The sequence below is a fragment of the Myroides sp. N17-2 genome (genome assembly GCF_002286775.1).
In the GTDB taxonomy this organism is placed as follows: domain Bacteria; phylum Bacteroidota; class Bacteroidia; order Flavobacteriales; family Flavobacteriaceae; genus Flavobacterium.
This window is the reverse complement of record NZ_NSGJ01000062.1, coordinates 1-22,372: the sequence shown is the minus strand read 5'-3', so window position 1 is coordinate 22,372 and position 22,372 is coordinate 1. Positions and strand designations below refer to the sequence as shown.

The following is a 22,372-nucleotide window of genomic DNA, read 5'->3' as shown; positions in this document are numbered from 1 at the left end:
CCGCTCTGCTTAAACCTGATGTAGGTTTTTAAATAACATCATCTGCGGAAGTAGCTCAGTTGGTAGAGCTCCAGCCTTCCAAGCTGGTTGTCGCGAGTTCGAGCCTCGTCTTCCGCTCTATAAACCTGATGTGGGTTTTTAAATAACATCGTCTGCGGAAGTAGCTCAGTTGGTAGAGCTCCAGCCTTCCAAGCTGGTTGTCGCGAGTTCGAGCCTCGTCTTCCGCTCTATAAACCTGATGTGGGTTTTTAAATAACATCGCCTGCGGAAGTAGCTCAGTTGGTAGAGCTCCAGCCTTCCAAGCTGGTTGTCGCGAGTTCGAGCCTCGTCTTCCGCTCTGCTAATTAGCCCTAACAATTGTTAGGGCTTTTTTATACCCATTACTTCCTATTACAACCGTTTTAAGGGATATTTAAAATAAAAAAAAGACCATATCAACTAAATGATATAGTCTAGTATATGGTTCAGAAGTTACTATTTAATTCAGTTGACTTAAGTCAGTATTAGTTTCTACTTCATAAGCAGCTTTGTTTTGTTCAAATATACGAGCGCTGTGCTCACCTCTAAGTGTGATTACATCTCCTTTTACTTCTAACCAGCTTCCTTCTCTAAGTCCTAATACAGGTTGAGTATTAAATGCGTGAAACTCGTTTATACGTGTTTCTCTAGTTTCTCCCATATGTGTAGAACCTTCGATAGGATCTAGATAATGAGGGTTAAGATTAAAAGGAACAAATCCAAAAGTCTTAAATGACGGTGGATACACAATAGGCATATCGTTTGTCGTTTCCATAGTTAAACCACAGATATTACTACCTGCACTACATCCTAAGTAAGGTGTGCCATTGTCAACCACTTCTTTGATCGTATCTAAAACATTATTTTGATATAACTGTTTTACTAATAAGAATGTGTTTCCACCACCAGTGAATATCGCTTGTGCCTCTTTAACAGCATTTACGGGATTATCATATTCGTGTAATCCCTTTACTTCGATGCCGATAGTTGCAAATGCAATGCGTACTTTATCTGTATATTCGTTATGAGTAATACCACTAGGGCGTGCATATGGGACGAATAACAAGGTAGATACACCTCTAAAATGTTCTTTTAGGGTAGGTAATAAGTACTCTAAGTATGTGCCGTGATATATAGTAGAAGTACTAGCTATTATTAGATTTTTCATACAGTTTGATAATTTTTGTAAAAGTAAGTCGTTTTAATGTAACATTATCTTTATAAAGAGACAAATGCACACCTAACTAAACTTACTATTATATATGTCTAATTTCCATACGTTTTTATGCCTTTCTTTCTTATTATGTCATTTTTCTATTAATGCACAAGACAATAATGCTGTGATAAATGGGCGTATCGTCACTAAAGAAGGAAGTAGAGATGGTATCCTGATTACTAATATTACAAAAGAAAAATATGTATTCTCTGATAAAGGAGGATATTTTGCTATTGACAGTGATATCAATGACACACTTAGATTTACTAGTCCTGATTATATCGAATATACCTATGTCGTTAATGAATTTGATATAAAGAGAAACCCTGTGTTATTTCCTCTTGAGCAGATTTATGGTATGAATAGATTAGACGAAATAGTCATCACTAAAATAGATAGCAGATCATTAGGATTGACTGATAAGTATACCCAAAAATATACTCCTGCTGAACGTAAACTCAAAACAGCTAAAAATGGTTTATTAGACCCTTTTGTAAATATGTTGTCAGGGAGAACTTCTGTACTAAAGAAGAATCTAGCTTACGAACGCGAAGACTTTAAAGTAGATAAATTCTTGAATGCCATTAGTACAGCTCGATTAGAAGGATATTATAAGATACCCGCAGACTATACAGAAAGTTTTGTTTACTTTGCCATTACTAAAAAGGAGATTAAAGATCTACTAGAAGAGACTCCTATAGATACCAAAACTTTAGAGAGAAATATTACCCCTGCGGTATTTGAGTTTTTAGAGATGCTTGGTAATAGACCTAATTAATGATACTATGATTAGTGTACAACGTATTATAATCTGTATTTTGATGATTAGTTGTTTTTATGCTAATGCACAAGAATATGACTTATCTATACTTCACGGTAGAGTATTGACTAAAGAGAAGCAGAATGAAGGGGTGCTAGTAACTAATGCCACAACAAAGGGGGCTGCTGTACTCTCTGATATGAAAGGATACTTTGATATTGAAGCTAAGGAAGGTGATACCCTTAAGTTTTCGAGTCCTGATTATATTGAGTATACCTATGTCGTTAATGAATTTGATATAAAGAGAAACCCTGTGTTATTTCCTCTTGAGCAGATTTATGGTATGAATAGATTAAACGAAATAGTCATCACAAAACTAGATAGCAGATCATTAGGATTGACTGATAAGTATACACGATTTCATACTCCTGCTGAACGCCAATTAAAGAAAGCTACGACTGGAGGTGGTATTATTCCTGTGGATCCTATTGTCAACTACTTTACAGGTAGGACATCGATGCTTAAAAAAGCATTGTCTTATGAACGAGAAGGCTTTAAAGTAGATAAATTTTTTAATGCTATTAGTACAGCTCGATTAGAAGGATATTATAAGATACCAGCAGACTATACAGATAGTTTTGCGTACTTTGCCGTTACTAGAAAGGAAATTAAAGATATTTTAGACAGTACACCGATAGATATGAAGACTTTAGAGAGTAATATTACTCCTTTGGTCTTTGAGTTTCTTGAGATGATAGCTGATAAACCTAATTAACGATACTATGATTGATATTCAACGTCTTTTAGCATTTGTTTTCTTGTTTTTTAACTTGTCTGTTATGGCACAGTCTGTAACAGGTACTTTGGAGGGCAAAATAATAGCTAACGATGGTAGTAAAGAGAGAGTGTTGATTCTTAATGTGACTAAAGAAAGTGGTGTGGAGACAGATGATGCAGGATATTTTAGTATGAAGGGAGATGTAGGAGATACTTTGAGATTTATCAGTCCATTCTATATGTTTTACACTTATAAAATTAGCGAAGCAGATTTCAGCCGAGATCTTGTTCTATTCCCTTTAGAGAAGAATAAAATGGGGAATGTATTAGAAGAAATAATCATCACGAAAAGAAAGAGAACTTCAAGTGCTAGTCATACTTATAACACTCCTGGTCTTAGTCCAGTGGAGCGCAAGTTATCAGGAGCTACTAGGGGTGTTTTTCTTACTCCACTGATTAATTATCTTACAGGTGAAACGAAGATGCTTAAGAAGGCTTTAGTTTATGAGCGCGAAGGTTTTAGAGTTGATAAATTTCTTGACTATATCAGCGTTGACAAACTTGTTAGCGATTATAACATTCCTTATGATTATGCTGAAGCTTTTGCTTTTTATGCCGTGAATGATGAGGAAGTAAAAAAGGCTCTAGATATTGACCCCTTAGATGTGAAGTTTCTAGAAGGAGTTATCTCACCTGTGGCGAAAGAGTTTTTAGAGGTGATAAGTAACCATTCTAATTAGAGCTCTGAGGATTTGAATTTATTAACCCAATGCAGTATAGAGATAGTGTACTTCGTAATTTACTAGAGACTTTTTATAATTGAATAATTGCTATAGCCTCTAATTTAACATAAGTTTGCAGACGTAAAATTTGTGTGTTATGGAGAATGGAATATTTTTACAACAATAATTTGAGAATGATGAGATATATTATATCCTTGCTATTAATCCTTAGTGTTTCTATCGTTTTTGGACAAGGAAGGAAGATGGTTGATGGAAAAATAGTATCCAGTACGAAACAATTAGAAGGGATATATGTAGCTAATATTAATACTGGTGAGTCATATATGACTGAACCAGGTGGTTATTTTAAGATAAAAGCACAGGAAAATGATACACTTATGTTCTCAGGGCCTTTGTTTTTAGCTTATAGACATAAACTAGACGATATAGATTTGAAGAGGGATATAGTACTAATTCCGCTAGAACCTAACTCACTGTATTATGAGCTAGATGAGATTATTATCACTAAGATTACTTCTGAGTCTTTAGGTTTAGTGCCTCGTGGAACTAAGATACGCACACCAGCTGAGCGTAAGATTTATACAGCTACTACAGGTAGTGGACTGATCTCAGTAGACGCGATAGTTAATATGATCTCTGGACGTACTAAGATGCTTAAGAAGGCGTTAGCCTATGAGAAGCAAGAGTCTAGAAAAGACAAGTTTTTAAACATTATGTCTGAGGAGAAACTGATTAAAGAATACAGCATCCCTAAGGACTATGTGAACGGATTTGCTTATTATGTGGCAACAGATGATCTGATGTCATCTTATCTAAGTGCTACTGTTCCTGATGTAAAAAGAGTGAGTAGCCTTACAGGAGAATTAGCGTTAGAGTTTATCCAATTGATACACGAAAAGTTGTCAGAACAGGGTAAGCAAGCTAAAATTGAATAGTTTAACAAATGGTTTATACGAAAAGCTACGTTAGAATTTAATAAACTTCGTAGATTTGTAACCTTATAAATAGAAAACAAACACGTATGTTCGGAATCGGCGGCGGTGAAATATTCTTCATCATTTTAATCATTTTAATGTTATTTGGTTCTGATAAAGTGCCTGAGATGGCACGTACCTTTGGTAAATTTATGGCTCAAGTGAAGAATGCTACGAATGACATCAAACACGAGATCAATAAAAGTGCTGAGGAATCAGGGATTAAAAAAGAGATAACAGAGACCTTTGATATGGATATGAATCCATTAAAGGATATAAATCCTCTACAAGATATTCAAAAAGAAGTAGAGAAACAGAAGGAAGATATTGAGAGTATTACTGGACCTATTAAAAGACAGTTGTAATGATAGAATCACTTATACAGTCTGATAAAGAATTATTAGTTTATCTTAATAATCTAGGAAGTACTTCATATGATGCTTTTTGGTTGTTTATTACTAAACAGTTAAACTGGATGCCTTTCTATCTACTATTATTGTATTTAGTCTATAAAAAGGTTTCTCTTAAGACATTGGGGATAGTATTATTAGTAATCGCTGGATTAATTGCCTTTACTGATCAGTTTACGAACCTTGTTAAGAATCACTTTGCTAGGCCAAGACCTTGTAATACAGAAGATATTCAGGCATTGTTGAGAATAGTTAAATGTAGTCCTACGAATAGTTTCTTCTCAGGACACGCTTCTAACTCTACGGCTACGATGTTATTCTTATTCTTAATATTGAGAAGATACTATAAGTATGCATTCTTAGTCTTTATATTCCCATTAGTATTTGCATATAGTCGTATTTATCTATCATTGCACTTCCCTGGAGATATATTCGTCGGTATGTGTGCTGGTATTCTAACAGGAACATTATTCTACCAACTCTTTAAATGGTTAGAACGAAAATATAAGTTAGTTTAACTAACTACTAAAAAAAGGCTTAGAATCGATATTCTAAGCCTTTTTTTGATTCTAAAGATTATAATACTCTTGATACTGTTAGTCCATCTCTGATTGGTAGAAGTATAGTCTCTACACGAGGATCTTCTTTCAGTAGCTTGTTATATTGGTCTATTTCTATCGTCGCTCTATCGTTCCATTTGATTTCTTCCACTACCTTACCTGACCATAATACGTTATCAGATAGGATAATTCCTCCTTTGTTCATCTTCTCTATAATAAGGTGGAAGTAGTTCGTATAGTTTTTCTTATCTGCGTCTAAAAACACCAAGTCAAACTTTTTATCTAGTGTAGGGATGATATCTAATGCGCTTCCTAAATGCTGTGTGATCTGCTCTCCGTGACCTGATAGATCAAAGTACTTACGTTGAAACTCTACTAGTTCTTCGTTCACATCTATCGTATCTATCGTACCATCTGCTCTTAGTCCTTCAGCTAGACTAAGTGTAGCATATCCTGTGAATGTACCTACTTCTAGTATGTGCTGAGGGTTTACTAACTTAGAGATCATACTTAAAAATCGACCTTGAAAATGACCACTAAGCATCCTTGGTTGTAATACTTTTTGGTAGGTTTCTTTATCTAATTTTGCTAGTAATTCAGGCTCATTTTCTGAATGCATAGCTGCGTAATCCTCTAATTCTGGTGATATAAAGTGCATAGTCGTAATTCGAATCTAATTTTAAAAGTGCAAATATAATCCTAGATTAAACGTCTGCCAAATACTGCTTTGATTTTCTGCATTTTAGTTAAACCTTAAATCAGTAGATAACATTTAAACGAGAATGAATTGTACAAAGCAGAGCAAGATTAGTGATTAAAGCACACTGTAGTGTGGTTTTAGAGCTAATGGAAGCTATGTAAAGTAGAATTTATTCGCAGTAAATGGTGGTTGCGGATTTAAGGTTAAATATTTATTAGTAATTTTGAAATGGTTAGCGATCAGAAAAACACACTATACAAAGTTTTTAGACTTTGAGTTCTTTATGTTGGAGTGCTTACTAAGCACTGAATAGTATTGATATTTAACTACACGACAAAATTACGATTACTAGAACTCTTTTTTTGAGAGAAGGGCACTTTTGGGCAAAAATGACCTAAAAAGGGCAAAAAAGACCACTTTTGGCCTAAAAAGGGCTCTCTGTAAAATCGTAATATATTGAAATATAGTGTTTTGTGTGGTTTGATACACCCATTCCTTCGGAAGGGCTTTGGAAGAATCCAACAATTGTTCGGAAAGAGGGCCTGTTTTCCGAACAACTACAAAAGCCTTCCAAAACTCTTCCCGAACAAATCCATCTTTATATCCTTCTTAGCCCTTTGTGTATAAGGGATTGTAACTTAATTATATGTTGCGCCAAGTCTCCTAGCTTTAAGTCGAGATAGGAATAATTAGGTAAAAAATGGCAAAAAGTGGCGTTTTCTTCCCTCTGCCTAAAATCCTAGTTTTACTATCCTGACCTTTGCAAGTGTCTTGAAAGAGGTGAATAAGCAGAGGTTTATTCCTGTTATTTGGAATACTATTTTATTGGGCAATGCGTGAGGTATGTATGCGGTATGCTTGCTGAATCAGACCTCCTGAGCAGGAATTGGGCAGTGAAACTGCACTTGTTCAGGAGAAGTCAGCAAAGGGATGTGTGTTATTTGATGTTATGAAAAAATTTAAACTCACGATCATTCGGATGAGATTAGTGATGGATGATAAGAAAGTGTTGTTATATTTCTGATAGGGATAAAATAAAAATTAACACTTCCTCTAGTTTTAGAGTTTTATTTTTCTAATTTTATAAGAACCAATTATTTAAACTATTATGAGGATATTAAAGAAGATTCTGAAGTGGCTGGCTATTGTTATAGTGTTAATCGTTGCTTTGGCTTATATATTTAAGGTGGATTATTTATTCACAGCGGTGCGTACTGTTTATTTTAATGGGTATAAGACTGCTTTTTTAGATGATTATAAATACTTCCCGACGAGAGAGATTAAGAATGATGTAGGACAACCGTGGGCATTTACAAAGGATTATAATACGGTGAAGGCGAGTGATAGTTTAGAGAAGACACATAAAGAGTTACAGTCTATCGCTTATATGGTGATTAAGAATGATAGTATCTTCTATGAAGCATATTATGATGGGTATAATAAGGACTCTTATAGCAACTCGTTCTCGATGGCTAAAAGCGTGGTGTCTGCTGTACTTGGTAAGGCGTTGCAAAGAGGAGAGATTAAGAGCTTAGATCAGAAAGTAATTGAGTTTTTACCTGAGTTAAAGGGAAAGTATAAGGATGAGTTGACAGTAGGAGATTTGTCTTCTATGTCGTCAGGTTTAGATTGGGATGAGGCATATTACAGTCCGTTCTCTATTGTGACTAGAGCTTATTTTGATAAAGATTTGAGAGGAGTGATGCTTGGCTTAGAGATTAAGGATAAGCCGGGACAAGAGTTTATTTATAAAAGTGGAGATACTGAGCTGTTAACGATGGTACTTGAGAAAGCTACAGGTAAGTATATGACGGATTATATATCAGAATACTTTTGGAAACCAATGGGAGCTGAGAACCCTGCATTATGGCAGTTAGATCATAAAGGGGATGGAGTAGAGAAGTCATATTGCTGTTTTACGAGTAATGCGCGTGACTTTGCTAGATTTGGTAAGTTATATAAAGATCACGGAATGTGGAATGGGGTGCAGATATTAGATAAGTCATTTGTAGATAAATCAGTGACACCACGCTTTAAGAATTCTCCTGAGTATGGTTACGGCTGGTGGATGGTGAATTATAAGGGGCAAGACTTCTTCTATATGCGTGGGCATTTAGGTCAGTTCGTGATCGTATCTCCTAAAGACAATGTGATTATCGTGCGTCTTGGACATCTTAAAGGGGTACAGACAGAGACAGATCCTCACAGTAATGATCTGTATACTTATATAGATGAAGCGTATAATATGTTAGCACAAAGAAAGTAAGCTATGCTAAGAAATCTTGTATTAGAACATTTGTTGTTTTTTGATATAGAGACTGTACCTGTATGCGAAAATTTTGATGGCTTAGATGAAGAGATGCAAGACTTGTTTGATACCAAGACAGCTTATCAACGCAAAGATGGTCAGACTGCAAGTGAATTCTATGAGCGAGCGGGGATTTGGGCTGAGTTTGGCAAGGTGGTTTGTATCTCTGTTGGGTACTTCACGTATAAGAATGGTGATAGACAGTTTAGGGTAACTTCTTTCTCAGGAGAGGAAGCTACTTTGTTGACAGAGTTTGGTGTTTTACTAGATACTCATTTTAATGATCCTACTTATGTGCTATGTGGACATAATATCAAGGAGTTTGACGTCCCATTTGTGGTGAGGCGTATGTTGATTAATGGGGTTAAAATCCCCAATAAGTTGTGTATAATTGGGAAGAAACCCTGGGAGGTAAATCACTTAGATACTATGGAGTTATGGAAAGTGGGAGACTATAAAAATTTCACTTCTTTGAAGCTTTTGACTAGAATATTGAATATTTCATCGCCAAAAGACGATATTGATGGTAGTGAAGTGGCTAAAGTGTACTATGAAGATAAAGATATCGATAGAATTATCGTGTACTGTGAGAAGGATGTAGTAGCGGTGGCACAGGTTTTGCTTAGGTTTAAGAGAGAGGAACTATTAAGTAAAGAAGAGATATTATCTGTCTAGGTTAAGAATTAGTTAAAAAAACATTGGTTAGTATTAGGTGTTGAAATATATTTTTCCTATTTTTGACTGTAAATAAAGAGATAATAATGCGAATAATTTATTCAAATACGTTTTATTCTATGAAGTCATCAGTCTTATGTAAGGCTATGTCTTTTGTGGTATAAGGTTTTTGAATAAAATAATAATATTTATTAAGCCTCTGTACCTCTACAGGGGCTTTTTTTTAGATAATAATATAAAGAATAGAGTAATGAATTTAGTCAATAAGCATATAACGTCAACTTCGTATAAGGGAATTTGTTTTCCTGTGCGTTCGATGTGGACATATACGACCAAGAGTGATGGCTTATTTTGATTATACTGTTTTTTGTATGTAAAAATAAATAAGAAGGTCCTTTTGGTATGTGAATACTAAAAGGACCTTTTTTTATAATGTTCAATTTAATAACAATTAAAAGTAATGGGAAACAAAGTTTTAAAAGTATTGGGGTTCTCTGTTAGAGATCAACAATTCGCTGTAAAGACAGCTAACTACTCTTTCACAGTGAAAGACGGTAGAGAATTAGTAAGAGATGTCAATGCTGATTCGGGGGAATTATTATTAGCAAAGTTAGCAGGTAGTATCCACGCTGTGGGTAGCCTTATTGGAAATACTTTAGGGTTAAATCTTAAGTCAATCCAAGTAGAGGTATCAGGAGAGATTAAGGCGGATGATGTAGATAAAGCAAACTTCTATGAGTTTAACAAAGTAGAGGTAGTGGTAAAACCTACGTCTGAGGCATCAATAGTGTTGCTAAAAGAATGGATCGATGCTGTAAAGTCAGCATGCCCAATGTTCGCCAATTTTAACGCAAAAACTCCTACTATCGTTACGTTAGTCAAGGAATATGATCAAGTAAAAGTAGCTTAATATGCATATATGTTCCATAAAGATTGTGATATAGGCTAGCGCCTTAATTAGTTTATTAGATAGCAAGTACTATATCACAATTATTATATATTTTTGTTATTCAAGCGAGATAGCTGAATAGACAAAAATGAAAGAACAGACACCCATATTATCAGTAAAGGATTTACAGATTGATTTTCTGAAAGAGAAAGCATGGCATACGATTATTAAAAAGAGTTCTTTTGATATCTATCCTAATGAAATACTCGGTGTAGTAGGGGAGTCAGGATCTGGTAAATCAGTTACATCACTTGCATTAATGGGGCTATTACCTAGAGAGATTTCTCAGATAGCGTCAGGTAGTATTACTTTCGAAGGAAAGGATATTACATATTACACTGATAAAGAGTTTCGCTTACTTCGTGGAGCTCAAATATCAATGATATTTCAAGAGCCAATGAATGCTCTTAATCCTTCTATCACTTGTGGGGAACAGGTGGCAGAAATACTACGCGAACACCTATCACTTAAAGGTAAAAGCTTAAAAGAAGAAGTTTTGCGCTTATTCGACAGAGTGAAATTGCCTAATCCAAATCAAGTTTATAGTAAATATCCACATCAGATATCGGGTGGTCAGAAGCAGAGAGTTATGATCGCTATGGCTGTGGCGTGTAAGCCTAAGTTATTAATAGCAGATGAACCTACGACTGCATTAGATGTGACGGTACAGAATGAAATCATCAATCTCTTAAAGGATTTGCAAAGGGATAATAAGATGAGTATCTTATTTATCTCACATGATTTAAATCTAGTGTCTTCTATCAGTGACCGTATACTGGTGATGTATAAAGGTGATATCGTAGAACAAGGAGATGCAACAGCAGTGTTTAATCATCCTCAAGATATCTATACAAAGGCTTTGGTAGCTTCTCGCCCCTCACTTACAGAACGCTTAAGAAGACTGTCTACTATAGGAGACTTTCTGAATAAGAATGTAGTAAAAGAAGTAGTAACGAAAGAAGATAGACAGGATAAACTAAATGCAATATATAGTAAAGCTCCTTTATTAGAAATAAGAAATGTCTTTAAGGATTATGTCATTAATGGTGGATTATTTAAAAAGGGAGTATTTCATGCGTTGCAAGATATTAGCTTTAATGTCTATGAAGGTGAAACGTTAGGATTAGTAGGAGAGAGTGGTTGTGGTAAATCTACATTGGGTAATGTGATTCTTCAGTTAGATAGAGCAACTAAAGGGCAGATCTTTTATAAAGGACAAGATATTACGAAGCTTTCAGCTAAAGAATTTAGAGTGTTTAGAAAGGATATACAGATTATATTTCAAGATCCTTATTCTTCATTGAACCCTAGGCTTACAGTAGGGCAGGCTATTACGGAACCTATGAAAGTACACAAGATAGGAAGTAATGATGCTGATCGAAGAGAGAAAGTAATCGAGATACTACATCGCGTAGGATTAGACGAAACAGTGTTTAATAGATATCCACACGAATTCTCTGGAGGACAAAGACAGCGTATCGGTATCGCTAGAACGATAGCAGTACAGCCTAAATTGATCATCTGTGATGAGTCTGTCTCTGCCTTAGATATCTCTGTACAAGCACAAGTACTGAACTTACTTAATGACTTAAAGGATAATTATAACTTCACATATATCTTTATTTCACACGATCTGTCTGTGGTGAAGTATATGTCAGATAATGTGATGGTGATGAATAAAGGTAGAATAGAAGAAATAGGAGAGGCAGATGAGTTATATGCTAATCCGAAGACACCTTATACGCAGGGATTGATAAGTTCGATTCCTAAGTAAGAGATAAAAGTAAAGGCTCCTTATTATGGGAGCCTTTATTATTTCTGTTAATTATATCCTGAGTAAGGTACTTCTTGTTCTAAGAAGTTGATACCATAATTCTCGAGTTCTTTTAAGATGGGTTCATATACATCTTCTGTAATTGGCATTTGAACACCTGGATTCGTGATAATCCCTTTTAAGATTTTTAGTGTTGCTATAGCTACTGGTAAACCTACTGTTTTTGCCATAGCAGTATAGACTTGGTTATCACCTATGCAGACCATAGTTGAATCAATCTGTTTATTTTCACCGTTTAGTTCATAGCCTATTTTATGATACATCACTATCATATCTTTATCATCAGGACTTAGCGTCCATGAATCCCCTAATATCTTCTCTAATATTTGAGCAGGAGTGGCATCTTTAAGACCGATTTTCTTAGTTGGGTTAAATAAGTCAAGCTCTAATAACTTGTCCCACATAATGTCATCTTGATCAATACCTAGTGCTAATCGCAGTTTCGTTTCTACAGTATCAGTAGGGTGATAAGGTAGGTAAGAGTTAATAAACTCTCTGTAGGTCATTTGTTCTGAGTTATCTATCTTATAGGTATCGTCAGTGATACCAAGTTCTACGAATAGATTCCACGCTCTAGAGTAGCCCACTCTTCTGATAGTACCTCTAAAGATCGTTTTGGCATCAGTAAGACCATAGATATCTTTATACTTTAATGAATCTCTGTTAGCGTAAGCTTCAAATCTACCATACCCTTCAACGTTAAGAAACTCTGTTCGTCTAAATACTTTATTATAAGGAATGTATTTGTATTGCCCTTCTTGTAAGAATTTGGCTGCACCACCTTGTCCGGCAAGTACAACATTGCGAGGATTCCAAGTGAACTTGTAGTTCCAAAGGTTGTTGTCAGACTCCGTAGCAATTAATCCACCACAGAAAGATTCGAATGAAGTGACTTTTCCTCCTTTATGTTGAATCTCATGGATGATTTTCATCGCACTCATATGATCAATACCGGGATCTAGCCCTATTTCATTCATAAAGATTAGGTTATTGGCGATGACTTCTTCATTTAGTTCTTGCATAGCAGGACTGATATAAGACGCCGTTACCATGTGTTTCTTATACTTAACACAGTCTTTTGCTAGTTCTATATGTAGTGTAGCGGGTAGCATAGATACTACTATATCTGCTTTCTGCACTAGTGCTTGACGTTCAACTTCGTTGTGAAGGTCAAAAGCGATAGCAGTAGCATTCGGGTGGTTCATTGCTTTTTGTTTGGCAGACTCAAGTGATAAGTCGCCAATGGTTAAATGTAAGTTCTCTTGTTCTGATTTGTCTAAGAGATACTTGATTAATGAAGAACTGGACCTACCTGCTCCTACTATTAAAATTTCTTTAGTCATAATATTCTAGTTGGTAATCCAATATACGAAATTTGAGTTTCAAGAAAATGAAAAAATTGTATAAAAAATATTAATGTGCTATGTAAGTGATAATTTGTATATTTGAAAGAAAAATAAATGGGACGTAAAGTATTATTTATCGCGGCATTAATCGGAGCAATCGGTATTATGTTAGGAGCATTTGGAGCTCATGGACTAAAGAAAGTTGTTTCAGAAGCACAGGTTCTAACTTTCGAAACGGGTGTACGTTACCAAATGTACCATGCCTTTTTTTTACTTTTTATAGGAACAAGCAGTTATTTTTCAGACAAGACTAAAAAAACAGTTATGTATCTGGTTTTGTTTGGGATATTGTTTTTCTCCGGATCAATCTATCTTTTAACCTTTAAAGATTTGATTTCTATTAACTTAAGATTTATTGGGCCTATTACTCCTATTGGAGGAGTATTGTTTATTATAGCATGGTTATATGCTGGTATACAGGCTTGTAAGTGTAAAAGCACTATTTAATAACTCTTTTGTATATTTATATTTTAAATTTATTTCTAAGTTTGCAAACAAATTAATACACAACCTAAATAATGAAAATGGATATTTCTGAATCAATTTCACTGGAAAAATATGGTATTAAAGATGTTGTAGAGGTAGTTTACAATCCTTCGTACGACGTTTTATTTAATGAAGAAACAAACCCAAGCTTAACTGGGTATGATAAAGGGGTGGTAACTGAGCTAGGTGCAGTTAACGTAATGACTGGAGAATTTACAGGACGTTCTCCTAAAGATAAATACATTGTTAAAGATTCAGTTACAGAAAACACTGTATGGTGGAATTCACCAGAATCTCCAAATGACAATAAACCAATTGACAACAAAACTTGGAATGCTTTAAAAGAGAACACTGTAGAACAGTTATCTGGAAAAAGATTATTCGTTGTTGATGCATTTTGTGGTGCTAACGAAAATACTCGTTTAAAAGTAAGATTCATTATGGAAGTTGCGTGGCAAGCGCACTTCGTAAAAAATATGTTTATCCGTCCAACGGAAGAAGAGTTAGCTAACTTCGGTGAGCCAGACTTCGTAGTAATGAACGGATCTAAAACTACATTTAAAAACTTCAAGGATCACGGATTAAATTCTGAAGTATATGTAGCATTTAACTTGACTGAAAAGATACAAGTTATAGGAGGTACATGGTACGGAGGAGAGATGAAAAAAGGATTGTTCGCTATGATGAACTATTACTTACCATTAAAAGGAATGGCTGCTATGCACTGTTCAGCTAATAAAGGTAAAGATGGTGATGTAGCTGTATTCTTTGGTTTATCAGGTACTGGTAAAACTACATTATCTACAGATCCAAAACGTGAATTAATCGGTGATGATGAGCACGGATGGGATGATGAGGGTGTATTCAACTTCGAAGGAGGATGTTACGCTAAAACTATTAGCTTAAGCAAAGAGAATGAACCAGATATTTATGGAGCTATTCGTCGTGACGCTTTATTAGAAAACGTTACAGTAGATGCTAATGGTATCATTGACTTCAATGACGGATCAGTTACACAAAATACACGTGTATCTTACCCAATTGAACATATTGAAAATATCGTTAAGCCTGTGTCTAAAGCTGGACATGCGACTAAAGTTATCTTCTTAACGGCAGATGCTTTCGGTGTAATGCCTCCAGTTTCTAAATTGACTCCAGAGCAAACTAAATATTACTTCTTATCAGGATTTACAGCTAAGTTAGCTGGTACTGAGCGTGGAGTAACTAAACCAGAGCCTACATTCTCTGCATGTTTTGGTAAAGCTTTCTTATCTCTACACCCAACTCAATACGGTGAAGAATTAGTTAAGAAAATGGAAGAGCACAATGCTACAGCTTATATGGTAAACACTGGATGGAATGGTACAGGAAAACGTATCTCTATCAAAGATACTAGAGCTATCATTGATCGTATCTTAGATGGTTCTATCGAGAACGCTGAGACTACAATCGTTCCTATTTATAACTTCGCTGTACCAACAGCATTAGAAGGGGTAGATACAAACATTTTAGATCCTCGTAATACTTATGCAGATGCTTCTGAATGGGAAGCGAAAGCACAAGACTTAGCAGCTTTATTTATTGAGAACTTCAAATTGTACTCAAATAATGCTGAAGGTAAGGCTTTAGTAGCAGCAGGACCACAGTTATAGTATAATAGTATATACCTATATAAAAAAAAGGAGATGATTAGTCATCTCCTTTTTTTGTTTTATATATGTTATAGGATAGATATAAAAAAACCTCCTTGAATAAGGAGGTTTTATATATTGTAAGTTGTTACTTGTTTGCTTGTTGAATGTATTTCTCTAAAGCCATAGTCATAGATGGTGTACCAGGTGCTGGTGCCATGATGTCTACTCTTAAGTCATGATCTAAAGCTTCCTTTTGAGTTGTAGTACCGAATACAGCTATTCTTGTATTATCTTGACTAAAGTCAGGGAAATTCTTGAATAATGATTTAATACCAGTAGGGCTAAAGAAAGCTAGTACATCATATTTTACATCTGCTAAATCTGATAAATCACTCATAACAGTACGATAGAATGTACCTGGTGTCCATTTTACTTTTAAATCATTTAAAGTAGCTGGAATGTCATGGTTTAACTGATCAGATGCAGGTAATAAGAAAGCCTCGTCTTTGTATTTTTTAATCAAAGGAGCTAGTTCTGCAAAGTCTTTCTGACCTACATAAATCTTTCTTTTACGATATACCACGTATTTTTGTAAATAGTAAGCTACAGCTTCAGATTGACAGAAGTACTTCAGTGTTTCAGGCACTTTATAGCGCATTTCTTCAGCTACTCTAAAGAAGTGATCCACAGAATTCTTACTAGTTAAAATAATAGCAGTAAAGTTGTTTAGATCGATCTTCTCTAATCTAACCTCTTTGGCTGGAACACCTTCTACGTGGATGAAGGGTCTAAAGTCAATTTTCACTTTGAATTTCTGCTCTAATTCGAAGTAAGGTGAGTTTTCTACTTTAGGCTCTGGTTGAGAAACCAAAATTGTTTTCACTTTCATAATTGTACTTTTTCTTATAAGGCTCCGTAATCTTTAAACCAGAAATACAATAATAGATAAGGAGCTATTTCAAGGGTGCAAAGATACAAAATAAAATAGAAGCCCTTATTCATTATTGCTTTTTGGTTATTTTTTATAAAAAGGACATATAACAGGATGTTAGTTGCGATTAATGCAATTAAAAGTGTGCCTATTATAAGTTTGTTGGTAATATTGTTATAGAATAATAGAACATCTACAGCCAGTAGTATCATACCGATGTAGTTTCTATAAGTTGCTTTCTGTAGGTTTAGTGCATCTGAGAACTCGTCTATGTTAAACGTAGAAGAGATGATTTTATCTATTAGATATTTACCTATTATGAATGTTCCTACGAAGTTTAGAATCATCAAGAAAGATGAAAAACTGTAGTAGGGTATTAGATCAAAAGATTTTAGGGCAATTTGTACAAAAAAAGTAATAGAGATCAATTGTACTATTAAGAAAGATAGGGTAAAGCTATTTCTTAGGTTAGTATTGTCTTTGTATATTTTTAGGTATTTATTAGATACGGCTAGTCTAGTGAATTCAGAAAAGCGAACGCCAAATACAGTACGGTTAACCGCAATAACAGAGAATCCTAAGAAAAAAAGGATTGTTGCCCAGTCTTTACTTGGGAGTACACGATCGATAAGTATTAGATTCTCCATAATTAGTGCAAAATTAGCAAAAAAAACAATTGGACTTACTTTGTATTTTATTTAAGTGCTAACTTTATAGAAAAAGGTTACTTTTGTGACAAACGTTTTAAGAATGGAATCAGGATTAGTCATTATACCAACGTATAATGAGATTGAAAATATAGAATTAATAGTTGATGCTGTGATGGAACTGCCTCAGCAATTTCATATTCTAGTTGTTGACGATAATTCTCCTGATGGTACTGCTAATGCGGTACAATTACTTCAGCAAAAATACCCTACAAGATTATTTTTAGAAAAGAGAGAAGGCAAGAACGGTCTTGGTACTGCCTATGTTCATGGTTTTAAATGGGCGTTAGCTCGTGAGTATGATTATGTGTTCGAAATGGACGCTGACTTTTCTCATAATCCTAATGATTTACCTAAATTATTAGAAGCCTGTAAAGCGAATAATGGGCTTGTTATTGGTTCTAGATATGTTACAGGTGTAAATGTTGTTAATTGGCCTTTAAATCGCGTATTATTATCTTATGGGGCATCTAAGTATGTCCGTATGATTACAGGTATGAATATAAAAGATACTACAGCTGGCTTTGTTTGTTTTTCTCGTAATGTGCTAGAGAGTTTTGATTTTGACAAAGTGCGATTTGTCGGTTATGCTTTTCAAATCGAAATGAAGTATCGTACTTATGTGAAGAAATTCCCTATTACTGAAGTGCCTATTATTTTTACAGATCGTACACGAGGAGAATCTAAGATGTCTGGAGGTATTATTAAAGAAGCTGTTTTTGGCGTTATCAATCTACGTATACGTAAACTACTAAACACACTATAATGACACACTATTTAATTAAAAATGGAAAGGTAGTAAACGAGGGCGTGACTACTGTAGCAGATGTTTTAATCGAAAACGGTTTTATTACTAAGGTAGCCCCATTTATTGAAGTAGCAAACGATGTTACAGTGATCAATGCAGAGGGTAAATATGTAATACCTGGTATGATCGATGATCAAGTGCACTTTAGAGAGCCTGGACTTACTCATAAGGGAGATATTGAATCTGAATCAAGAGCTGCTGTAGCAGGGGGAATTACTTCATTTATCGAACAGCCTAATACAGTACCTAATGCTGTAACACAAGAAATATTAGAAGAGAAATATCAGATAGCTTCTGTTAAGTCATACGCTAACTACTCATTTATGATGGGAGGGACGAATGATAACTTAGAAGAGCTTCTGAAAACGAACCCACGCAATGTAGCTGGTATTAAGCTATTTTTAGGTTCATCTACAGGTAATATGTTAGTTGATAGACAGGATGTGTTAGAAAAAATATTCTCTAGTACTTCTATGCTTATCGCTGTGCATGCAGAAGATGAGGGAACTATCCAAGCTAATTTGACAAAGTATAAAGAGGAGTATGGTGATGATATCCCAGTGAAATATCACCCTATAATCCGAAGTGAGGAAGCTTGTTACTTATCTTCGTCAAAAGCAATAGAGCTTGCTAAGAAGACGGGAGCTAGACTTCATGTATTCCACGTATCGACAGCAAAAGAAACAGAGCTGTTTAGAAATGATATCCCATTAAAAGATAAAAAGATTACTGCAGAGGTATGTGTACACCACTTATGGTTTACAGATAAAGACTATGATACGAAAGGAAACTTTATCAAATGGAATCCTGCTGTCAAGACTGAAGCGGATAGAGATGGATTATGGAAGGCATTATTAGATGATAGAATCGATGTTATCGCTACTGACCATGCTCCTCATACATTAGAAGAGAAGTCTAAAGGGTATACTTCTGCTCCATCAGGAGGACCATTAGTACAGCATGCTTTAGTTTCTTTATTTGAAGCATCTAAACAAGGTAAGATTAGCATAGAAAAAATAGTAGAAAAGACTGCACATAATCCTGCTATATTATTCCAAGTGGAGAAACGCGGTTATGTAAAAGAAGGTTATCATGCGGATATTGTGATTATAGATGCTGATAGTACTTGGGAAGTGAGTAAAGAGAATGTGTTGTATAAATGTGGCTGGTCTCCATTCGAAGGGCAGCAGTTTAGTTCAAAAATAACACATACTTTTGTCAATGGATTCCTTGCTTATGACAATGATCAAGTAAATGAGCAACACCAAGGACAGAGATTATTATTTGTGAGATAAATTAAAAAGATAGATGAATAAATTCTTCGTATTATTTACCGTTTTCGCTCTTATAGCATGTGGGGGTGATGTGACTAAACCATCTCCTTTCATAGAAGAGAAGCAGATGGAAGATATTTTATATGATATGGCCTTACTTTACTCTATAGAGGGAGTGAGTGCTTATACTCGTGAAGATACCTTAAAAAAGTTAGATGTGAATTCTATTTACAAGAAGTATGATATTGATAGCTTAACATTTGTGACGAATAATAGATATTATGTGGAGTTAGACGGAGGTGTCTATCATCAAATGCAGAATAATATACTAGCACGACTAGAGGCATCTAAAGTAGTTGTAGATTCGTTGTTTAAACTTGAAAGCGGAAAAGAAAATGATTCTTTAGAATCTGTAGAGCTTAAAGTAAATGATACGCTGCAAGCGGTGGTAAAAAAGATTGATAGTGTTCAAATTCAAAAGAAATAGTATTCTCTATTTTTGAACAATCATAAATATATTTAGAATGAGAAGCTTGCGCGATAGATCGTGTAAAGCTTCTTTTTTTTCTAGTTACTAGAGACACAAAAGAGTCTAGTTTCCAAGCGAGAATACTAGAAGATTTAGACACTTTAATACTTGGGTGTTTCTTGTGTAGTAAGTCTGCGATATGATTGATTAGCTCTTGATAAGTAATATTATCAGAGACTAATGAGAATCTTTCATTCTTTATATCACTGCACATTAATAGGTGCATAGCTTTTACTACATCAGTAGCACTGACGATACCTGCAATCCCTGTGGTATAAAATGGAAAGTCTTTTTTTACTTTTTGAAAGAAAGCTCCGCTACCTTCATATCCAAAACCTCTACCGAATACAATACCAGGATTGACGATGACCACATCTAGATCTTCTTGAGTACCACGCCATACTTCCATCTCAGCACCATACTTAGTTATAGCATAATCTCCGTGATATAATTCAGGGTTCCAATCTGTCTTTTCAGTTACAATTTTATCTTTAGCGATAGTTTCGCCTAGAGCAGCTATAGAACTAACATAGCATAGCTTCTTAATCTTAAAGGCGATACATAGATTGACGATATTAGCAGTACCTTCTATATTCGTTTTGCGAAGTAGCATCTCATCTTTAGGTTCGAATGAGACTAGTGCAGCACAGTGATATACATAGTCAATGTCTTTAAACGCAAGTTCTAAAGCAGGAACATCTATTAGGTCAGCTTTTACCCATTCTATTTTTAGGAATAGATGAGGTTGATCGTTTAAAGCGAAGAAAGCTTTGGTCTTTTTGATGCTGTCTTCATTTCTATAGATAGCTCGTACTGCATCTTCTGATTGTAGAAGATGCAATAATAAATGTGCGCCTATAAGGCCTGTTCCTCCTGTTACTAGTATCATACGCTTAGACAAAAGTAAGTTATATGTTTTACATAGTGAAAAATTATGAAATAAAGTTGAAATCTAACGCCCCTATTATTAGTTCTTGAAGGATAAATGTAGAAAACGAATAAAAATGCAGTGTTTGAGATTTTTTATTCCATAAGCTAAGGTTTTGGGCTATCTTTGTGTAAAATTTATTTAAATGAAGAATTTTATTGAAGAAGTGACTTGGAGAGGTATGCTCCACGACGTAATGCCAGGCACTGAAGAACATCTGTTGGAGCAAATGCGTGCTGCGTATGTGGGAATAGACCCAACAGCGGATTCATTGCATATTGGACATTTAGTAAGTGTTATGTTATTGAGACATTTTCAATTAGCAGGACATAAACCGTATGCTCTTGTAGGAGGTGCTACTGGTATGGTGGGTGACCCTTCAGGTAAATCTAATGAGAGAAACTTATTAGATGAAGAGGCTTTACGTCATAATCAAAATGCTATCAAAGAACAACTAAGTCGTTTCTTGGATTTTAATTCAGGAGCAGATAATGCTGCAGTATTAGTGAATAACTATGACTGGATGAAGGACTTCTCTTTCTTAGAGTTTATTCGTACAGTAGGAAAGCACATTACTGTTAACTATATGATGGCGAAAGATTCTGTGAAGAAACGTCTTAACGGAGAGTTTGCTGATGGAATGTCGTTTACAGAATTTTGTTATCAATTAATGCAAGGATATGACTTCTTGCACCTATATAAAGAAAACAACATCACTTTACAAATGGGTGGTTCTGATCAATGGGGTAATATTACTACAGGGACAGAACTTATTCGTAGAACGCTAAGTGAGAAAGCATACGCATTAACTTGCCCATTAATTACTAAAGCTGACGGTACTAAATTTGGTAAATCAGAAGGTGGTAATATATGGTTATCTGCGGAGTACACTTCTCCTTACAAGTTCTACCAATACTGGGTAAATGTAACGGATGTAGATGCAGAGCGCTATATCAAAATCTTTACATTCATCTCAAGAGAGGATATCGAAGCATTAATCAAAGAGCACGCTGAAGCACCGCATTTACGTGTGTTACAACGTCGTTTAGCTGACGAAGTAACAGTAATGGTTCACGGTCAAGAGCAGTTAGATAATGCTATTAAAGCATCTAATATTTTATTTGGTAATTCATCTGCTGAAGATTTAAAACAATTAGACGAGAAAACTTTCTTAGAAGTATTTGACGGAGTACCACAAGCAGAAGTATCAAAGTCTGATATTGAAGCTGGTTTAGGTATCGTAGATGCTATCGCAGGTAAGTCTAATTTTATGCCATCTAATGGTGAAGCACGCCGTTCGTTACAGGCTAACTCTATCTCAGTAAACAAAGAAAAGGTTACAGAGGAGTATGTGGTAACGTCTAATGATTTGATCAATGGTCAATTTGTACTATTACAAAAAGGAAAGAAAAACTACTTCGTATTACACGTAAAATAAGAAGTTTTTCTCTACATAATACTAAAGGGCTCTCATTACTGAGAGCCCTTTTTTTTGGCGCATTTAATATGTGTTAGGATACATTGATGGCATTTTGATAGGATAATGATGGCATAATGGTCGCATCAAAAATGGTCAAAACTATGTGACCATTATGCGACCACTATGCGACCACTGTTGTAAATGTCTGTCTCGTCCTAATATAGCTGTACAGTTATTGTTTATAATCCTACTTTTAACTGTACACTTGTTTTTATAATCCTAAGATAACTATACAAGTACTTCTTGTTTGTTTTTATTGGTATAG

Annotated in this window: 22 protein-coding genes and 3 tRNA genes; 19 read left to right on the top strand and 6 right to left on the bottom strand. The window is 35.0% G+C overall.

The window, feature by feature from the left end; genetic code table 11:
- Positions 1 to 44 precede the first annotated feature (44 nt).
- From CF599_RS17920 to CF599_RS17910, 3 genes are all read left to right on the top strand, one after another.
- Positions 45 to 117 (top strand) — tRNA-Gly (locus CF599_RS17920).
- A gap of 37 nt (positions 118 to 154) precedes the next feature.
- A tRNA-Gly gene (locus tag CF599_RS17915) sits at positions 155 to 227 on the top strand.
- Between the two features lie 37 nt (positions 228 to 264).
- Positions 265 to 337, top strand: a tRNA-Gly gene (locus CF599_RS17910).
- Between the two features lie 141 nt (positions 338 to 478).
- Here CF599_RS17910 and pepE read toward each other — a convergent pair.
- Positions 479 to 1,186 carry a dipeptidase PepE gene (gene pepE / locus CF599_RS17905; RefSeq protein ID WP_121967319.1) on the bottom strand — a complete coding sequence of 236 codons (708 nt, stop codon included), beginning with the start codon at positions 1,184 to 1,186 and terminating at the stop codon, positions 479 to 481.
- Positions 1,187 to 1,280: 94 nt separating this feature from the next.
- Between pepE and CF599_RS17900 the strand changes: the two genes are divergently transcribed.
- From CF599_RS17900 to CF599_RS17875, 6 genes are all read left to right on the top strand, one after another.
- Positions 1,281 to 2,012 carry a hypothetical protein gene (locus CF599_RS17900; protein WP_121967318.1) on the top strand — a complete coding sequence of 244 codons (732 nt, stop codon included), beginning with the start codon at positions 1,281 to 1,283 and terminating at the stop codon, positions 2,010 to 2,012.
- A 7-nt stretch (positions 2,013 to 2,019) separates the two neighbouring features.
- Complete coding sequence (locus tag CF599_RS17895) at positions 2,020 to 2,769, top strand: hypothetical protein (RefSeq protein ID WP_121967321.1); 750 nt, start codon at positions 2,020 to 2,022, stop codon at positions 2,767 to 2,769.
- 7 nt (positions 2,770 to 2,776) lie between these two features.
- Positions 2,777 to 3,511: a hypothetical protein gene (locus tag CF599_RS17890; RefSeq protein ID WP_121967317.1), complete on the top strand. Its 735-nt coding sequence runs from the start codon at positions 2,777 to 2,779 to the stop codon at positions 3,509 to 3,511.
- Positions 3,512 to 3,687: 176 nt separating this feature from the next.
- Positions 3,688 to 4,449: a hypothetical protein gene (locus CF599_RS17885; protein ID WP_254050361.1), complete on the top strand. Its 762-nt coding sequence runs from the start codon at positions 3,688 to 3,690 to the stop codon at positions 4,447 to 4,449.
- Between the two features lie 86 nt (positions 4,450 to 4,535).
- Positions 4,536 to 4,853, top strand: a complete 318-nt coding sequence (locus CF599_RS17880) for a twin-arginine translocase TatA/TatE family subunit (protein ID WP_121967316.1) — start codon at positions 4,536 to 4,538, stop codon at positions 4,851 to 4,853.
- Complete coding sequence (locus tag CF599_RS17875) at positions 4,853 to 5,416, top strand: phosphatase PAP2 family protein (protein ID WP_121967315.1); 564 nt, start codon at positions 4,853 to 4,855, stop codon at positions 5,414 to 5,416. Before CF599_RS17880 ends, CF599_RS17875 begins: the two co-directional genes overlap by 1 nt.
- A gap of 58 nt (positions 5,417 to 5,474) precedes the next feature.
- Here the strand turns inward: CF599_RS17875 and CF599_RS17870 are convergent, their stop codons facing one another.
- Entirely contained in the window at positions 5,475 to 6,116 is a 642-nt protein-coding gene (locus CF599_RS17870) for an O-methyltransferase (RefSeq protein ID WP_121967314.1), read from the bottom strand.
- Positions 6,117 to 7,266: 1,150 nt separating this feature from the next.
- Between CF599_RS17870 and CF599_RS17865 the strand changes: the two genes are divergently transcribed.
- From CF599_RS17865 to CF599_RS17850, 4 genes are all read left to right on the top strand, one after another.
- A complete protein-coding gene (locus CF599_RS17865) occupies positions 7,267 to 8,424 on the top strand; it encodes a serine hydrolase (protein ID WP_121967313.1) in 1,158 nt (385 codons plus the stop codon).
- 3 nt (positions 8,425 to 8,427) lie between these two features.
- Positions 8,428 to 9,141 carry a 3'-5' exonuclease gene (locus CF599_RS17860; protein WP_121967312.1) on the top strand — a complete coding sequence of 238 codons (714 nt, stop codon included), beginning with the start codon at positions 8,428 to 8,430 and terminating at the stop codon, positions 9,139 to 9,141.
- A gap of 460 nt (positions 9,142 to 9,601) precedes the next feature.
- Positions 9,602 to 10,051, top strand: coding sequence for an OsmC family protein (locus CF599_RS17855; protein ID WP_121967311.1), 450 nt, complete (start codon positions 9,602 to 9,604; stop codon positions 10,049 to 10,051).
- Positions 10,052 to 10,178: 127 nt separating this feature from the next.
- Positions 10,179 to 11,864 carry an ABC transporter ATP-binding protein gene (locus CF599_RS17850; RefSeq protein WP_121967310.1) on the top strand — a complete coding sequence of 562 codons (1,686 nt, stop codon included), beginning with the start codon at positions 10,179 to 10,181 and terminating at the stop codon, positions 11,862 to 11,864.
- Positions 11,865 to 11,911: 47 nt separating this feature from the next.
- Here the strand turns inward: CF599_RS17850 and CF599_RS17845 are convergent, their stop codons facing one another.
- Positions 11,912 to 13,267 (bottom strand): saccharopine dehydrogenase family protein, encoded by a 1,356-nt coding sequence (locus CF599_RS17845; RefSeq protein ID WP_121967309.1) that lies wholly within the window; start codon positions 13,265 to 13,267, stop codon positions 11,912 to 11,914.
- A 117-nt stretch (positions 13,268 to 13,384) separates the two neighbouring features.
- Here CF599_RS17845 and CF599_RS17840 point away from each other — a divergent pair, with 117 nt between their 5' ends.
- Both CF599_RS17840 and pckA read left to right on the top strand, forming a co-directional pair.
- On the top strand, positions 13,385 to 13,777 hold the full coding sequence (locus tag CF599_RS17840) for a DUF423 domain-containing protein (protein ID WP_121967308.1): 393 nt from the start codon (positions 13,385 to 13,387) through the stop codon (positions 13,775 to 13,777).
- Positions 13,778 to 13,854: 77 nt separating this feature from the next.
- Entirely contained in the window at positions 13,855 to 15,468 is a 1,614-nt protein-coding gene (gene pckA, locus CF599_RS17835) for a phosphoenolpyruvate carboxykinase (ATP) (RefSeq protein ID WP_121967307.1), read from the top strand.
- Between the two features lie 127 nt (positions 15,469 to 15,595).
- Here pckA and CF599_RS17830 read toward each other — a convergent pair whose 3' ends face one another.
- Together CF599_RS17830 and CF599_RS17825 are read right to left on the bottom strand one after the other, a co-directional pair.
- Positions 15,596 to 16,339 carry a uroporphyrinogen-III synthase gene (locus CF599_RS17830; RefSeq protein ID WP_121967306.1) on the bottom strand — a complete coding sequence of 248 codons (744 nt, stop codon included), beginning with the start codon at positions 16,337 to 16,339 and terminating at the stop codon, positions 15,596 to 15,598.
- Between the two features lie 14 nt (positions 16,340 to 16,353).
- Positions 16,354 to 17,028, bottom strand: a complete 675-nt coding sequence (locus CF599_RS17825; RefSeq protein WP_121967305.1) for a DUF4271 domain-containing protein — start codon at positions 17,026 to 17,028, stop codon at positions 16,354 to 16,356.
- 103 nt (positions 17,029 to 17,131) lie between these two features.
- Here CF599_RS17825 and CF599_RS17820 point away from each other — a divergent pair, with 103 nt between their 5' ends.
- Genes CF599_RS17820 through CF599_RS17810 form a run of 3 tightly spaced genes read left to right on the top strand, consistent with a single transcriptional unit; the run spans position 17,132 to position 19,657 of the window.
- On the top strand, positions 17,132 to 17,854 hold the full coding sequence (locus CF599_RS17820) for a polyprenol monophosphomannose synthase (protein WP_121967304.1): 723 nt from the start codon (positions 17,132 to 17,134) through the stop codon (positions 17,852 to 17,854).
- Positions 17,854 to 19,191 carry a dihydroorotase gene (locus CF599_RS17815; RefSeq protein WP_121967303.1) on the top strand — a complete coding sequence of 446 codons (1,338 nt, stop codon included), beginning with the start codon at positions 17,854 to 17,856 and terminating at the stop codon, positions 19,189 to 19,191. The genes CF599_RS17820 and CF599_RS17815 overlap by 1 nt, the downstream gene beginning before the upstream one ends.
- Positions 19,192 to 19,204: 13 nt before the next feature.
- Positions 19,205 to 19,657, top strand: a complete 453-nt coding sequence (locus tag CF599_RS17810; protein WP_121967302.1) for a DUF4296 domain-containing protein — start codon at positions 19,205 to 19,207, stop codon at positions 19,655 to 19,657.
- Here CF599_RS17810 and CF599_RS17805 read toward each other — a convergent pair.
- A complete protein-coding gene (locus tag CF599_RS17805; RefSeq protein ID WP_121967301.1) occupies positions 19,590 to 20,588 on the bottom strand; it encodes an NAD-dependent epimerase/dehydratase family protein in 999 nt (332 codons plus the stop codon). The genes CF599_RS17810 and CF599_RS17805 overlap by 68 nt on opposite strands.
- 184 nt (positions 20,589 to 20,772) lie before the next feature.
- Here CF599_RS17805 and tyrS point away from each other — a divergent pair, with 184 nt between their 5' ends.
- Positions 20,773 to 22,065 carry a tyrosine--tRNA ligase gene (tyrS, locus tag CF599_RS17800; RefSeq protein ID WP_121967300.1) on the top strand — a complete coding sequence of 431 codons (1,293 nt, stop codon included), beginning with the start codon at positions 20,773 to 20,775 and terminating at the stop codon, positions 22,063 to 22,065.
- The last annotated feature ends 307 nt before the right edge of the window (positions 22,066 to 22,372 follow it).

What these genes read in the sequence shown, in the direction of transcription:
- CF599_RS17880 (WP_121967316.1), top strand. Translation starts at nt 4,536, where the DNA reads ATGTTCGGAATCGGCGGCGGTGAAATATTCTTCATCATTTTAATCATT.
- CF599_RS17890 (WP_121967317.1), top strand. Translation starts at nt 2,777, where the DNA reads ATGATTGATATTCAACGTCTTTTAGCATTTGTTTTCTTGTTTTTTAAC.
- pepE (WP_121967319.1), bottom strand. Translation starts at nt 1,186, where the DNA reads ATGAAAAATCTAATAATAGCTAGTACTTCTACTATATATCACGGCACA.
- CF599_RS17860 (WP_121967312.1), top strand. Translation starts at nt 8,428, where the DNA reads ATGCTAAGAAATCTTGTATTAGAACATTTGTTGTTTTTTGATATAGAG.
- CF599_RS17830 (WP_121967306.1), bottom strand. Translation starts at nt 16,339, where the DNA reads ATGAAAGTGAAAACAATTTTGGTTTCTCAACCAGAGCCTAAAGTAGAA.
- CF599_RS17895 (WP_121967321.1), top strand. Translation starts at nt 2,020, where the DNA reads ATGATTAGTGTACAACGTATTATAATCTGTATTTTGATGATTAGTTGT.
- CF599_RS17850 (WP_121967310.1), top strand. Translation starts at nt 10,179, where the DNA reads ATGAAAGAACAGACACCCATATTATCAGTAAAGGATTTACAGATTGAT.
- CF599_RS17825 (WP_121967305.1), bottom strand. Translation starts at nt 17,028, where the DNA reads ATGGAGAATCTAATACTTATCGATCGTGTACTCCCAAGTAAAGACTGG.
- CF599_RS17870 (WP_121967314.1), bottom strand. Translation starts at nt 6,116, where the DNA reads ATGCACTTTATATCACCAGAATTAGAGGATTACGCAGCTATGCATTCA.
- CF599_RS17855 (WP_121967311.1), top strand. Translation starts at nt 9,602, where the DNA reads ATGGGAAACAAAGTTTTAAAAGTATTGGGGTTCTCTGTTAGAGATCAA.
- CF599_RS17840 (WP_121967308.1), top strand. Translation starts at nt 13,385, where the DNA reads ATGGGACGTAAAGTATTATTTATCGCGGCATTAATCGGAGCAATCGGT.
- CF599_RS17810 (WP_121967302.1), top strand. Translation starts at nt 19,205, where the DNA reads ATGAATAAATTCTTCGTATTATTTACCGTTTTCGCTCTTATAGCATGT.
- tyrS (WP_121967300.1), top strand. Translation starts at nt 20,773, where the DNA reads ATGAAGAATTTTATTGAAGAAGTGACTTGGAGAGGTATGCTCCACGAC.
- CF599_RS17865 (WP_121967313.1), top strand. Translation starts at nt 7,267, where the DNA reads ATGAGGATATTAAAGAAGATTCTGAAGTGGCTGGCTATTGTTATAGTG.
- CF599_RS17885 (WP_254050361.1), top strand. Translation starts at nt 3,688, where the DNA reads ATGATGAGATATATTATATCCTTGCTATTAATCCTTAGTGTTTCTATC.
- pckA (WP_121967307.1), top strand. Translation starts at nt 13,855, where the DNA reads ATGGATATTTCTGAATCAATTTCACTGGAAAAATATGGTATTAAAGAT.
- CF599_RS17815 (WP_121967303.1), top strand. Translation starts at nt 17,854, where the DNA reads ATGACACACTATTTAATTAAAAATGGAAAGGTAGTAAACGAGGGCGTG.
- CF599_RS17820 (WP_121967304.1), top strand. Translation starts at nt 17,132, where the DNA reads ATGGAATCAGGATTAGTCATTATACCAACGTATAATGAGATTGAAAAT.
- CF599_RS17900 (WP_121967318.1), top strand. Translation starts at nt 1,281, where the DNA reads ATGTCTAATTTCCATACGTTTTTATGCCTTTCTTTCTTATTATGTCAT.
- CF599_RS17875 (WP_121967315.1), top strand. Translation starts at nt 4,853, where the DNA reads ATGATAGAATCACTTATACAGTCTGATAAAGAATTATTAGTTTATCTT.
- CF599_RS17845 (WP_121967309.1), bottom strand. Translation starts at nt 13,267, where the DNA reads ATGACTAAAGAAATTTTAATAGTAGGAGCAGGTAGGTCCAGTTCTTCA.
- CF599_RS17805 (WP_121967301.1), bottom strand. Translation starts at nt 20,588, where the DNA reads ATGATACTAGTAACAGGAGGAACAGGCCTTATAGGCGCACATTTATTA.